This window comes from Streptomyces sp. NPDC002835, from assembly GCF_053591995.1.
Map to the genome: position 1 here is coordinate 152,050 of NZ_JBSFUW010000006.1, position 13,035 is coordinate 165,084.

General features: G+C 71.8%; 14 protein-coding genes. 3 read left to right on the forward strand and 11 right to left on the reverse strand.

Features of this window, described 5'->3' with window-relative positions; all coding sequences use genetic code 11:
• Window positions 1–263 precede the first annotated feature (263 nt).
• The 5 genes from ACWD01_RS09060 to ACWD01_RS09080 form a co-directional block, all read right to left on the reverse strand.
• Window positions 264–836 (reverse strand): TetR/AcrR family transcriptional regulator, encoded by a 573-nt coding sequence (locus tag ACWD01_RS09060; RefSeq protein ID WP_451159653.1) that lies wholly within the window; start codon window positions 834–836, stop codon window positions 264–266.
• A 112-nt stretch (window positions 837–948) separates the two neighbouring features.
• Window positions 949–1,287, reverse strand: coding sequence for an STAS domain-containing protein (locus ACWD01_RS09065; protein WP_451159655.1), 339 nt, complete (start codon window positions 1,285–1,287; stop codon window positions 949–951).
• A gap of 13 nt (window positions 1,288–1,300) precedes the next feature.
• Window positions 1,301–2,566 carry a PP2C family protein-serine/threonine phosphatase gene (locus ACWD01_RS09070; protein ID WP_451159657.1) on the reverse strand — a complete coding sequence of 422 codons (1,266 nt, stop codon included), beginning with the start codon at window positions 2,564–2,566 and terminating at the stop codon, window positions 1,301–1,303.
• Window positions 2,566–3,369: an alpha/beta fold hydrolase gene (locus ACWD01_RS09075; protein ID WP_451159659.1), complete on the reverse strand. Its 804-nt coding sequence runs from the start codon at window positions 3,367–3,369 to the stop codon at window positions 2,566–2,568. Before ACWD01_RS09075 ends, ACWD01_RS09070 begins: the two co-directional genes overlap by 1 nt.
• Window positions 3,370–3,625: 256 nt before the next feature.
• Window positions 3,626–4,669 (reverse strand): NUDIX domain-containing protein, encoded by a 1,044-nt coding sequence (locus ACWD01_RS09080; RefSeq protein WP_451159661.1) that lies wholly within the window; start codon window positions 4,667–4,669, stop codon window positions 3,626–3,628.
• Between the two features lie 160 nt (window positions 4,670–4,829).
• On the opposite strand from ACWD01_RS09080, the gene ACWD01_RS09085 reads away from it, so the two are divergent.
• A complete protein-coding gene (locus ACWD01_RS09085; protein WP_451159663.1) occupies window positions 4,830–5,009 on the forward strand; it encodes a hypothetical protein in 180 nt (59 codons plus the stop codon).
• A gap of 77 nt (window positions 5,010–5,086) precedes the next feature.
• On the opposite strand, the gene ACWD01_RS09090 is transcribed toward ACWD01_RS09085, so the two are convergent.
• A complete protein-coding gene (locus ACWD01_RS09090) occupies window positions 5,087–6,046 on the reverse strand; it encodes an ROK family protein (protein ID WP_451159665.1) in 960 nt (319 codons plus the stop codon).
• 130 nt (window positions 6,047–6,176) lie between these two features.
• On the opposite strand from ACWD01_RS09090, the gene ACWD01_RS09095 reads away from it, so the two are divergent.
• Window positions 6,177–7,253, forward strand: a complete 1,077-nt coding sequence (locus ACWD01_RS09095) for a LacI family DNA-binding transcriptional regulator (protein ID WP_451159667.1) — start codon at window positions 6,177–6,179, stop codon at window positions 7,251–7,253.
• 278 nt (window positions 7,254–7,531) lie between these two features.
• Here the strand turns inward: ACWD01_RS09095 and ACWD01_RS09100 are convergent, their stop codons facing one another.
• The 5 genes from ACWD01_RS09100 to ACWD01_RS09120 form a co-directional block, all read right to left on the reverse strand.
• Window positions 7,532–8,821, reverse strand: coding sequence for a DUF6986 family protein (locus ACWD01_RS09100; protein WP_451159669.1), 1,290 nt, complete (start codon window positions 8,819–8,821; stop codon window positions 7,532–7,534).
• A 173-nt stretch (window positions 8,822–8,994) separates the two neighbouring features.
• Window positions 8,995–9,957: an electron transfer flavoprotein subunit alpha/FixB family protein gene (locus ACWD01_RS09105; RefSeq protein WP_451159671.1), complete on the reverse strand. Its 963-nt coding sequence runs from the start codon at window positions 9,955–9,957 to the stop codon at window positions 8,995–8,997.
• Between the two features lie 56 nt (window positions 9,958–10,013).
• Entirely contained in the window at window positions 10,014–10,799 is a 786-nt protein-coding gene (locus ACWD01_RS09110; protein ID WP_451159673.1) for an electron transfer flavoprotein subunit beta/FixA family protein, read from the reverse strand.
• A 196-nt stretch (window positions 10,800–10,995) separates the two neighbouring features.
• Window positions 10,996–11,502 (reverse strand): flavin reductase family protein, encoded by a 507-nt coding sequence (locus ACWD01_RS09115; protein WP_451159675.1) that lies wholly within the window; start codon window positions 11,500–11,502, stop codon window positions 10,996–10,998.
• 196 nt (window positions 11,503–11,698) lie between these two features.
• The gene (locus tag ACWD01_RS09120) at window positions 11,699–12,034 is read right to left on the reverse strand and encodes a TlpA family protein disulfide reductase (RefSeq protein WP_451159677.1); all 336 of its coding nucleotides are present in this window, start codon (window positions 12,032–12,034) and stop codon (window positions 11,699–11,701) included.
• A 275-nt stretch (window positions 12,035–12,309) separates the two neighbouring features.
• Between ACWD01_RS09120 and ACWD01_RS09125 the strand changes: the two genes are divergently transcribed.
• Window positions 12,310–13,032, forward strand: coding sequence for a lysophospholipid acyltransferase family protein (locus ACWD01_RS09125; protein WP_451159679.1), 723 nt, complete (start codon window positions 12,310–12,312; stop codon window positions 13,030–13,032).
• Window positions 13,033–13,035 lie beyond the last annotated feature (3 nt).

Genomic DNA, 13,035 nt, shown 5'->3' on the forward strand with positions numbered 1-13,035 from the left:
TGAGGACGGTACGAAAGTATCATTGTGAGTACGCCAGTGCCACGAACTCGCCCCCGGGCGTCTCAACCGCGCGCGAAAAGATGCGGGGACGGACGGCTCGGCCCGCGTCAGGATGCTCGGCATGCCCGGACATGCACGGAGCCTCGGAGTGAGGCTGCGGCATACGAAGGGTCCCGGCCGAGGTACCCCGTGGGCACCCACGACACCCGGAGGTCCGCCTCGGCTCACGGCAGCAGCCAGTGCCCCTCAGCAGGTCGCGCCCCTCAGGAGGAAAGCGCGTGGACGATGAGCGACGCGAGTTCGGCGTACGCGTCCGCGTCGTTCAGCCCGGTGCGCGCGGTGACCTCGCCACGCTGGATCTCCTGCATCGTGGCGGCGACGACCTCCCCCACGAACGCGGCGTGGACGTCGCGGAAGACCCCGGCCGCCACGCCCTCCGTGATCAGCTGCCGGACCCGGTCGGCCGCCAGGCGTGTGTTCGCCTCGTACACCTCGAGGGCTGGGGCGAAGTGGGCCATGTCCTCGAGGAACTGCCGGGAGAGCGGCCTGAGCTGCTCGGCGACCGCATTGAGGTACGCCTCGATCCGGTCCGCCGGGGCAGCGGTGGCCGTGACCTGCTGCTCGACGGCGGCGGTCGCCTCACGGAAGTAGTGCTTCACCGCCTCACGGACCAACTCCTGCTTGCTTCCCGCGAGTTGGTAGAGCGTCGTCTTCGAGCAGTGCAGGTGCTCCGCCAAGTCGTCGAGGGTGAACGACGCGAAGCCCTCCGCCGCCATCAATGCCACCAGTCGCTGGAGCAGATCGTTCTGACGTGCGGTGCGGCGTGCGGCGGGCATGGCCCCAGCGTATCGGTCGCCGCGTCGCCCGCCCCGGCCGCCGTCGGCGCCCCGCCCGGACGCGGGAGTGGTCCGGCAGCCGCGCGTGGGCCCCGCCGGAGAAGCGGACACGTCAGGGCCGGGTGGCGGCCTCACTGTCGGTGTAGAGAGGGAAGACGAGGTCCAGGCCGGCCACGCGCAGGATGCGCAGAGTACCGGCGGGGACAGCCGCGAGGGCGACGGCCGCGTGGGCGTCCTGGGCGTGGTTGCGGGCGGCGATCAGGGCGGTGATGCCGCTGGAGTCACAGAATGCCATGCCGGCGAGATCCAGGACGAGGCGCTGGCCCGGCTGGAGGGTGAGTGCGGTGAGGCGCTCACGCAGCTGATCGGCGTTGGCGTGGTCGAGCTCGCCGATGACCTCGAGGACCGGGCCGGTCGTGGCGTCCCGGGTAGTGATCTGCAGCGGGCTCATCGTGTCCTCTTCGTCAGTGGTTCGGGGCGGGGACACGGAGGGCGAGCAGGGCGGTGTCGTCGTCGAGGCCGTCGCCGAAGCCGTCCAGCAGGTCCTTCAGTGCCTGGACGACGGCCTGCGCGGGCCGGCCGGCATGACCGGCGGCGAAGGCCAGCAGGGCATCGTCCCCGTACAGCGCGCTGCGATCCTCGCCGGTACGGGCTTCGGTGAGGCCGTCGGTGTAGAGCAGGAGGGTGTCGCCGGGGGCGAGAGTGGTATCGGCGGTGGTGAAGTGCGCGTCGGGCAGGATGCCCACCAGGAGGCCGCCAGGGGTGTGCAGGAAGTCCGCCGTGCCGTCGGCGCGCAGGACGAGGGCCGGGGGGTGGCCGCCCGAGGCGAGGTGGACGGCGACATGTCCGGTCGTGGGGTCGGGTTCGAGGGTGCCGAAGACGGCGGTGCAGTAGCGCGGATCGCCGCCGGTGTAGCGCTCCAGGAGCACCGTGTTGAGGGTCGACAGAGCGGAGACCGGGTCGGGGCCGTACAGGGCGGCGGCGCGCAGGGTGTGGCGGGTCAGCGAGGTGAGTACGGCGGCCTCGGGGCCCTTTCCGCACACGTCGCCGAGGAAGAATGCGAAGCGTTCGGCGTCGATGGGGAAGACATCGTAGAAATCGCCGCCGAGCTGGTCGGCGGAGGCGGTGTGGTAGTGGGCGGCGGTCTCCACTCCGGGTACCTGCGGCAGGGTGGCGGGCAGCAGCGACTGCCGGAGCACCGCGATCGTCTCCTCGAGCCGGGAGCGGTCGGCGTCCGCCTGTCTGCGCGCATCTTCGGCCTCCGCCCGGCGGCGCAGGAGTTCTTCCTCGTACGTGCGGCGGTCCCGGGCGTCGAAGACGGTGGTGCGGATCAACAGCGGTTCGCCGGCCTCGCCGTGCTTGACCACGGAAGAGACCAGGACCGGCATTCGGCCGTCGGCCTGTCTGATCTCCAGGGCTATGCCGCCGATCTCGCCCTGCATCCGCAGCAGCGGCGCGAAATGCGTCTCGTGATACAGCCTCCCGCCCACGGTCAGCAGGTCGGTGAACCGCATCCTGCCGACCACCGCCTCCCGCTCCAGACCGAGCCAGCCCAGCAGAGTCGCGTTGATCTTGGCGATGGTGCCGTCCATCAGGGTGGACAGGAATCCGCACGGCGCGCTCTCGTACAACTCCTCGGCACTGTCCTCCAGCAGCGCGGCGAACCCCGCGTCCGGTGTGCTCTCGTCCCCGGCGTCATGCGGGTCGGGCTGCTGCCCGGCGTGGCACATCACCGCAGTCCCGCCAGGAAGCCGGTGATCGCCTCGTTGGTCGCCTCCGGCGCGGACAGGTGTGGGCAGTGTCCGGTGGCGTCCAGGGTGACCAGCGACGAGCCGGCAATCGCCTCGTGGACGAAGGCGCCGACCTCCCGGGGGGCGATGGCGTCCTGTGTGCATTCGAGCACCAGCGTCGGCACCCTCACGTTTCTCAGATCGCCCCTGGAATCCGACAGGAACGTGGTCCGGGCGAAGACGCGCGCCATCTCCGGATCGGTGGCACAGAAACTGTTCTTCAGCTCTTCGCCGAGCTCGGGCCGCTCCGGGTTCCCCATGATCAGCGGCGCCATCGCCGCCGACCAGCCAAGATAGTTCGATTCCAGGGACTCCAGCAGCTCGTCGATGTCCTGCGTGCTGAAGCCGCCCCGGTAGCCGTCGTCGTCGATGTACCGGGGAGACGGAGCGACCATCACCAGGGCCCCGATGCGCTCCGGAGCCATGCCCGAGGCCAGGACTCCGATCATCGCGCTGACCGAATGCCCCACGAACACCGCATCGCGCAGGTCGAGGGCTTCGCAGACCTCCACGACATCGCGGGCATAACCTCGCAGAGAGGCGTATCGCCCCTCGGAGAACGCGGAAAGGTCCGAGCGCCCCGACCCCACGTAGTCGAACAGCACCACCCGATACTTCTCGACCAGGGCAGGCACAGTCAGCCGCCACATGTTCTGGTCACAGCCGAACCCGTGAGCCAGCACCACGGTGCGTCCCAGCGGATTGCCGGTGACAGTGACGTTGTTCCTGCGATCGACGTCCATATCATCAGTCTCTCAGGCCCTGGCCCATCGCTCCCGGCGCAGCACCCCGCCCGCGCCGCGCCTCTCCCGGACCCGGGCCGGTTCGTCATCGCTTCCCGGACGGGGCTCGGCGGGCGCAGGCGCGGGCCGCTCGGGCGCGGCCGCCGCAGCGGCCGGGGTCAGCGGGGCCGCGGCATCGGCTGCCGGGCCGCAGGGGCGTGACCGGCGAACTCGGTGACGGGAGGGCGCCTCTTCCCGATCCGCGGACGCCGCCTAGCTAGGAGCCGCCGACCGGAACTCCGCCCTCCAGGTTGAGGACCGCCCCCCGCTCGCGGGCCCGCAGGGCCCACCGCAGCCGCTCGTAGCGGGCGGGCGGCAGCAGTTCCGCCGCCTCCTCCTCGCCGGCGAACTTCCAGCCGCGCAGTTCGGAGCCGGGCAGTAGCACCCGTCCGGCGGCGCCGCCGGAGAGCCGGCCGCCGTCGAAGATCAGCCGCAGTCCGCCGAAGCCGGGCGGCTTCGGCGGCTCCCAGTCGACGACCAGCAGCCTGGGCACGTCGGCCAGTTCGATGCCCAGCTCCTCCTCGACCTCCCGCATTCCGGCGCGGGCGGGCGCCTCCCCGCTCTCCACGACACCGCCGGGGAACTCCCAGCCGGGCTTGTAGGTCGGGTCGACGAGCAGCACCCTGTCGTGTTCGTCGAAGAGCAGCACTCCCGCGGCGACGGTCTCCGCGGCCGGCTCCGGGGTCTGGACGATGTCGCTGACGGGGGCCGCGCCCGTGCGTACGGCGTCCGCGACGGCCAGCGCCGCCGCGCGGGGGTCCAGGCGGCTGTTGTCTATCACGTGCGCGTCGCCGGAGAGCCAGCCGAGGGCCGCCCGGTAGCGCTCGATGCTGCCGAACGCCCACTGTCGGACGCGCTCGCTCTCCTCCGGGTCGTCGGGGAACTCCTCACGGGCCGCTATCCGTTCGCGCAAAATCGTTTCACCAGGTGCCAGCAGCACATGCCGAACCGCTATCCGGCGGGCGGCGAGGCCGCCGAAGATCTCGTCGCGGTACTCCTGGCGCAGGACGGTCATGGGCGCCACCAGCACACCGCCCAGCTCGGCGAGGAGCGCCGCCGCCGTGTCCACGACGAGCCGCCGCCAGATGGGCAGATCCTGGTAGTCGCCGACCTCGGCCAGCCGCTTGGCCGGCAGCAGGTGGCGCAGGTTCGCACCGATCAACTCCGGGTCGAAGAGCGTGCTGCTCGGGATCAGATCGATCAGTTCGCGCGCGGTACTCGTCTTGCCCGCTCCGAACGCACCGTTGATCCAGACGATCACGGGTCCCCCTCTTCCGTAGCCCACAGTGGATTGCCCGCAACACCCTGCCACGCAAACGCGGGACCGGAAGCGGTTGGCCGATCAGGCGTCTTCAACTGTGGCCGGGCCGTGACACCGGCCGGGGACCGTCGTTGGAGCGGAAGAGACGAGGGAGTGGGGCATGCGCCGCACGGTGTTGGAGAAGTTCCCCGCAGGTGACCCGCGGGGAAGTCGGCAGGCGGAGGAGTACGCCCGCCACCGCAGGAACGAGGGCCTGGCGGTGGAGGTCGTGATGGATCTGGAGTCGGACGCGTTCCTGGTCGTGGTGCCGCAGCAGCAGAACGGGGAGCGCGGCTGGTGAGCACCCGGGCAGGACGGCCGTGCGCAGATCCGGCTGAATGCCGACCCGGCCGCGGGCGCGACGGCGCGCCCCCGTCGTCAGCCCCGTCCCGCCGGCACCGGCCTCTCGCCGCGGCCGAGCGTCGCCGCGGCGGCCGCGCCCACCAGCCCGGCGTCCGTACCGGTCATCGCGGGCGCGACGGTGAGCCGTTGGACGAACGAGAGCGTCGCGTAGTCGCGCAGGGAGCGCCGCAGCGGGGCGAACAGGACCTCTCCCGCGCCGGCCACTCCCCCGCCGATGACGGCGATCTCGATCTCGACGAGCGTCGCCGTGGCCGCGATCCCCGCGGCGAGCGCCTGCGCCGCCCGCTCGTACGAGGCGGCCGCGACCGGGTCGCCCGCGCGCGCCGCCGTGGCGACGGCCGCGGCCGAGGTGTCCCCGGAGGGGCCCGGACGCCAGCCGTTCTCCAGCGCCCGGCGGGCGATGTTGGGCCCGCTGGCGATGCGCTCGATGCAGCCACGGCCGCCGCACGGGCAGAGGTCGCCGTCGAGGTCGACGCTGATGTGCCCGATGTGGCCTGCGTTGCCCGTGGACCCCGCGTGCGGCTTGCCGCCCAGGACCAGGCCGCCGCCGACGCCGGTGGAGACGACCATGCACAGCGCGTTGTCGTGGCCGCGGGCCGCGCCCTGCCAGTGCTCCGCGGCGGTCATGGCGACGCCGTCGCCGACGAGGGTGACCGGCAGTCCGCCGACGGCCCGTGACACCCGCTCCACCAGCGGGAAGCCCCGCCAGCCGGGCACGTTGACCGGGCTGACCGTACCGGCGGACGCGTCGACGGGGCCCGCGCTGCCGATGCCGAGGGCGGTGGCCCGCGGCCACAGCGGGGAGGACGTCAACTCGGCGAGGACCTGCTCGACCGCGTGCATCACCGTGTCGCCGTCGTCATGGGCCGGTGTCGGGCGCTGGGCGCGGTGAAGAATCGCGCCATTGCCGTCCACCAGCGCGCCGGCGATCTTGGTGCCACCGATGTCGAGAGCGGCGACGAGGCTGTTATGCATCGGTACGGGATCCCCCGGGAGCAGTCGGACCTGCGGTTTCGATAACAGTCTCCATTGCCCTGACAACGTTGTCCAGGCCCTATGCTCGACGCCACACCGTACCGATACGAAGAACACGATCGCCGACACCATGACAGGACAGCACACTGTGGCCGATTCGACCCGTCCCCTGACGCCTCCCGGCCGCCCTCGCGGCCAAGAGCCCCGCTACGGGAACCGGCCCACGATGAAGGACGTCGCGGCGCGCGCCGGGGTCGGCCTGAAGACGGTGTCGCGGGTCGTGAACGGCGAACCGGGCGTCACGACCGACACCGAGCGCCGGGTGCAGGAGGCGATCGAGTCCCTCGGCTTCCGCCGCAACGACAGCGCCCGGGTGCTGCGCAAGGGCCGCACCGCCTCCATCGGCCTCGTACTGGAAGACCTCGCCGACCCGTTCTACGGTCCGCTGAGCCGCGCCGTCGAAGAGGTCGCCCGGGCGCACGGGGCGCTGCTGATCAACGGCTCGAGCGCCGAGGACCCGGACCGGGAGCAGGAGTTGGCGCTCGCGCTGTGCGCCCGCCGGGTGGACGGTCTGATCGTGATCCCCGCCGGGCACGACCACCGCTATCTGGAACCGGAGATCAAGGCGGGCGTCGCCACCGTCTTCGTCGACCGGCCGCCGGGCCGGATCGACGCGGACGTGGTGCTCTCGGACAGCTTCGGCGGCGCCCGGGCCGGCGTGGCGCATCTGATCGCGCACGGCCATCGCCGTATCGCGTTCATCGGCGACCAGCCGCGCATCCACACCGCCGTGGAGCGGCTGCGGGGCTACCGGGCGGCCATGGCGGACGCCGGGCTGGAGGTCGACGACGCGTGGGTGGCCCTCGGCCCGACGGCCCCCGAGCGGGTGCAGGAGGCCGTGCGGAGCGTACTGTCGGGGCCCGAACCGGTCACCGCGATATTCGCCGGCAACAACCGCGTGGCGGTGACGGCGGTACGGGCCCTCGCCGGCCACGACCGGCGCGTCGCGCTCGTCGGCTTCGACGACATCGAGCTCGCGGACCTGCTCGGCATCACGGTCATTGCCCAGGACGCGGCGGCGCTGGGCCGCACGGCGGCCGAGCGGCTGTTCCGCAGGCTCGACGGCGCGAACGACGACCCGGCCCAGGTGACGCTGAAGACGGTGCTGATCCCGCGCGGCTCGGGCGAGATCCCGCCGTCGGGCTGAACCCGGGCAGCCCGACCCCGCCGGCCTCCAGAGGTGGCGCCACACCGGAAGCGCCCCGGGTGGTGCAAACCCAGGTGCACGCGTGGCTGCGGGTGAACGTCCGCGCCGCACCGAACATCTTGCAGCAAGTGGGTCCTGATCGACCGGACCTGGCCGAGGCAGAACGGCTGTGTGTCGGCCATCGCCCTCAGCGGCGACAGCACCGGCGGCGTGACCGGCCGGGTGCGGGCCCGCCTCCGGGCCCGCACCCGGCCGGGGCGCTCAGGTCGCGGAGGTCGTCAGGTCGCCGAGGTCGTCAGGTCGCCGCGCCGGGGCCGGGCGAAACCGTCGAGGTCGGCGCGGGCGAGGCCGGTGAGACGGGCGACCTCGGCCGTGTCCAGGGCGCCGCAGTCGATGCCGCGCAGCAGGTACGAGCTGAGCGCCTTGGCGGTGGCGGGCTCGTCCATGACGTCGCCGCCGGCGTGGTTGGCGTAGGCGGCGAGCCGGGCGGCGGCCTGCTCGAACCCCTCGCGGTAGAAGGCGAAGACGGCGGCGTAACGGGTGGGCAGGTGGCCCGGGTGCATGTCCCAGCCCTGGTAGTAGGCGCGGGCCAGGGCGCGGCGGGTGAGGCCGTAGTGGAGCCGCCAGGCGTCGTGGACGTTCTCGGTGGTGCCGACGGGCAGCACGTTGGTGGAGCCGTCGGACACGCGTACGCCGGTGCCGGCGGCGGCGACCTGCATGACGGCCTTGGCGTGGTCGGCGGCCGGGTGGTCGCTGGCCTGGTAGGCGGCGCTGACGCCGAGGCAGGCGCTGTAGTCGAAGGTGCCGTAGTGGAGTCCGGTGGCCCGTCCCTCGGCCGCGTCGATCATGCGGGCGACGGTGGCGGTGCCGTCGGGGGCGAGGATGGACTGGCTGGTCTCGATCTGGATCTCGAAGCCGATGCGGCCGGGCTCGAGTCCGCGGGCCTTCTCGAACTCCTCCACCAGCCGCACCATCGCGGTGACCTGCTCGGGATAGGTCACCTTGGGCAGGGTCAGGACGAGCCCGTCGGGCAGGCCACCGTGCTCCATCAGACCGGTGAGGAAGATGTCGAGCGTGCGGATGCCCCGGTCGCGTACGGCGGCCTCCATGCACTTCATCCGGATGCCCATGTACGGGGCGGCGGTGCCCTGTTCGTACGCCTCCGAGACGAGGCGGGCGGCGCGGGCGGCGTCCGCGTCCTCGTCGGTCCCGCCGTAGCCGTCCTCGAAGTCGATCCGCAGGTCCTCGACCGGCTCACGCTCCAGCTTGGCCCGTACCCGTGCGTACACCGGCTCCGCGAGGTCGTCGGCGAGGCCGAGGACGCGGGCCAGGGAGGCGGCGTCCGGGGCGTGCTCGTCGAGCGCGGCGAGCGCCCGGTCGCCCCAGGAGCGGACGGTGTCGGCGGCGAAGGCGTCGCCCGGCACGTAGACGGTGTGGACGGGCTGGCGGGTGCCGGGGTCTCCCGGGTACCGGCGGGCGAGCTCGGCGTCCACCGGTGCGAGGGAGGCGCTGATGCCCTCGCTGACCGCACCGGCGAGGCTCGTCGCCACCTTCTCCTGCTGACCCATGTCCCACACCCTCCGTCAACTTCGCGTCGTCTGCTGTTTTCCGACCAGCGGAATCAACATTCTGTTGAATGAAATTAACGGCCCGTGCCGAGTCACGTCAATGGTCGCCCGAAACACGCCGGGGCCGCGCGGTGAAGATCACCGCGCGGCCCCGGGCCGTGAAGAACCGCAGATCAGCCCTTGCGGGTCTTGACCTCTTCGGTCAGCTGCGGGACGACCTCGAAGAGGTCGCCGACGACGCCGTAGTCGACGAGGTCGAAGATCGGGGCCTCGGCGTCCTTGTTGATGGCCACGATGGTCTTCGAGGTCTGCATGCCCGCGCGGTGCTGGATCGCGCCGGAGATGCCGGAGGCGATGTAGAGCTGCGGGGAGACCGACTTGCCGGTCTGGCCGACCTGGTTGGTGTGCGGGTACCAGCCGGCGTCGACCGCGGCACGCGAGGCGCCCACGGCGCCGCCGAGGGAGTCGGCGAGCGCCTCGATGATCGCGAAGTTCTCCGCGCCGTTGACGCCACGGCCGCCGGAGACGACGATCGCGGCCTCGGTCAGCTCGGGGCGGCCGGTCGACTCGCGCGGGGTGCGGGAGACGACCTTGGTGCCGGTCGCCTTCTCGGAGAACGACACGGACAGCGCCTCGACGGTGCCCGCGGCCGGGGCGGCCTCCACGGCGGCCGAGTTCGGCTTGACCGTGATGACGGGGGTGCCCTTGGAGACACGGGACTTGGTGGTGAAGGAGGCGGCGAACGCGGACTGCGTCGCGACCGGGCCCTCGTCGCCGGCCTCGAGGTCGACGGCGTCGGTGATGATGCCCGAGCCGATCCGGACCGCCAGGCGCGCGGCGATCTCCTTGCCCTCCGCGGAGGACGGGACGAGCACGGCGGCCGGGGAGACGGCCTCGTACGCGGCCTGCAGCGCGTCGACCTTCGGGACGACGAGGTACTCGGCGAACTCGGGGGCGTCGGCGGTGAGCACCTTCACCGCGCCGTGCTCGGCGAGCGCGGCAGCGGTGTTCTCGGCACCCGAGCCGAGGGCGACCGCGACGGGCTCGCCGATGCGGCGGGCCAGCGTCAGCAGCTCCAGGGTGGGCTTGCGGACGGCGCCGTCCACGTGGTCGACGTAGACGAGAACTTCAGCCATGGGACTTCTTCTCTCCTGCTTGCGAAGTACGAAGGGGGCGGTGGGTGGCCGAAGCCTTAGATGAACTTCTGGCTCGCGAGGAACTCCGCGAGCTGCTTGCCGCCCTCGCCCTCGTCCTTGACGATCGTGCCGGCGGTACGGGCCGGACGCTGCGCGGCCGAGTCGACCTTGGTCCAGGAACCCTCGAGGCCGACCTCGTCCGCCTCGATCTCCAGGTCCTCGAGGTCCAGGGACTCCACCGGCTTCTTCTTGGCGGCCATGATGCCCTTGAACGACGGGTAGCGGGCCTCGCCCGACTGGTCCGTCACCGACACGACGGCCGGCAGCGACGCCTCGAGCTGCTCGCTCGCGGTGTCGCCGTCACGGCGGCCCTTGACGGTGCCGTCCTCGACGGAGACCTCGGACAGCAGCGTGACCTGCGGGACGCCCAGGCGCTCGGCCAGGATCGCCGGCAGCACGCCCATGGTGCCGTCGGTGGAGGCCATACCGGCGATGACCAGGTCGTAGCCGGTCTTCTCGATCGCCTTGGCCAGCACCAGCGAGGTGCCCATGACGTCGGTGCCGTGCAGGTCGTCGTCCTCGACGTGGACGGCCTTGTCGGCGCCCATCGACAGCGCCTTGCGCAGCGCGTCCTTGGCGTCCTCGGGGCCGACGGTCAGCACGGTGACCTCCGCGTCGTCGGCCTCGTCCGCGATCTGCAGTGCCTGCTCGACCGCGTACTCATCCAGCTCCGACAGCAGGCCGTCGACGTCGTCGCGGTCGACGGTCAGGTCATCGGCGAAGTGCCGGTCGCCGGTGGCGTCGGGCACGTACTTCACACAGACAACGATCCTCAGGCTCACGCCGGCTCTCCTACTGCATCGTCTCTACTGGACTGCCTTGTTGAACGCAGCATAGGCGTCCGATGGGGCGGATCCCGGTCGGGGCGGGCCGCGCTCCGAACGAAATATTACTCGTCAGTACACCCATTGCGTTCCCGCTAAGCAAGCGCTTTGAACTGTGACCTTGACAACGGCACGGCGGCCGCCCCCGCACAGGTCAGTCACGCAGCGCCGTGAAGCGCCCCTGGTGGTACACGAGCGGCCGGCCGCCGCCCTCGGGGTCTCCGGCCACGACCTCTGCGATCACCAGCCGGTGATCGCCCGCGGGCACCCTGGCCACGACACGGCACACCATCCAGGCCACCACCCCGTCGAGCACCGGGACGCCCTCCGGGCCCTGTCGCCAACTGGTGGGCGCCGCGAACCGGTCGGCGCCGCTGCGCGCGAACGTGGCCGCGAGCTCCTGCTGGTGCTCGCCGAGTATGTGGACGCCGACGTATTCTGCCTCCGCGACGACGGGCCAGCTGGAGGAGCCGGTGCCCACCCCGAAGGAGATCAGCGGCGGCTCCGCGGCGACGGAGGTGAGCGAGGTGGCGGTGAAACCGACCGGGCGGGAACCCCGCGCGGTGATCACCGCGACGCCCGCGGCGTGCTGCCGGAAGACGGAGCGCAGCAGCTCGGGCGAGGCGAGGCGGGTGGTGGCGAGGTCGGGCGAGGCCGTCATCGGGATGTCCTTCTGGGTCTGCGAACTAGGCGGCTGCGGCTGCACGGGCAGCCGGACAGCGCGCGCTCGCGTGACGGGCGAGGTCGACATGGACCCGCCCGTGGAGAAGGAGGACTGGAGGCACAGAGATCAGCCTCTCGATACCTGGCGTACACAGTCAAGTGCGCCCGGCGAGGTGCGACCAGGGTCACGGGCTTCACAGCGCCCGGCCCAGCGCGCCGATCACGTCGGCCTTGCGGGGCGCCCCGGCGGCCCTGGTGACGATCCGCCCGCCGGCGTCGAGCACCAGCACGGTGGGGGTCTTCACGATGCCGAGCCGGCGCACGAGGGCGAGGCGGTCCTCCGCGTCGATCTCGACATGGACGACGCCGTCGACCATGGCGGCCACGTCGGCGAGGGTCCGCCGGGTGGCCCGGCAGGGCTGGCAGAAGGCGGTGGAGAACTGGACCAGAGTGGCCCGCTCGCCGAGCGCAGTGCCCAGATCCGGCTCGCCGAGCCGCGGCCGCGGGCCGTGGGCGTTGTCAGCGCGCACCCTGCTGTCCTCTCCTCGTCGCGTCCGGGGCTCGCGCCCCGCCGCGGGTCCACTTCCCTGACGTGCAGCGTTCATGGCCCGGCAAGGATTCCCGCAGGGCCGGCCCGCCGCCGGGTTCCCGCCGGCGACGTGACGAGAATCTCGCGCCCGCGACCCGCCAGGGCTGGTCAGCACGGCGCACATGGGGCACGATCGGCCCAAAGCCAAAAACCTACGGCTGCGTAACTTCCACCGGGAGAACCCCTCCCCGGGCATGAGGAAAGGGCCCTCCCCCCATGGCAGAACTCGTCTATCGGCCGGTCATCGGCGCCGCTCTCACGATGTTCAAGGCGCTCGACCTGAAGATCGACACGCAGGGGTCGGAGAACATTCCGCGTACCGGTGGAGCGGTGCTGGTCAGCAACCACATCAGCTACCTGGACTTCATCTTCACCGGCCTCGGCGCGCTGCCGCAGAAGCGCCTGGTCAGGTTCATGGCCAAGGACTCGGTCTTCCGCCACAAGATCTCGGGCCCGCTGATGCGGGGCATGAAGCACATTCCGGTGGACCGCAAGCAGGGCGAGGCGGCGTATGCGCACGCGCTGGAGTCGCTGCGCTCGGGTGAGATCATCGGGGTCTTCCCGGAGGCGACGATCTCCGAGTCCTTCACCCTGAAGTCGTTCAAGTCGGGTGCGGCGCGGCTCGCCCAGGAGGCCGGCGTGCCCCTGATCCCGATGGCGCTGTGGGGGACGCAGCGGCTGTGGACCAAGGGCCGGCCGCGCAACTTCAAGCGCTCGCACATCCCGGTGACGATCCGCGTCGGCGAGCCCGTCGAGGCGCCCGCCGACCAGTTCGCCGGCGCGATCACCCGGCGGCTGCGCGAGCGGGTGCAGGAGCTGCTGGAAGCGGCGCAGCGCGCCTATCCGGTGCGCCCCAAGGACGCGGCCGACACCTGGTGGGTGCCCGCCCACCTCGGCGGCACGGCGCCCACGCCGGCCGAGGTGCGCAAAGCACACTGACGT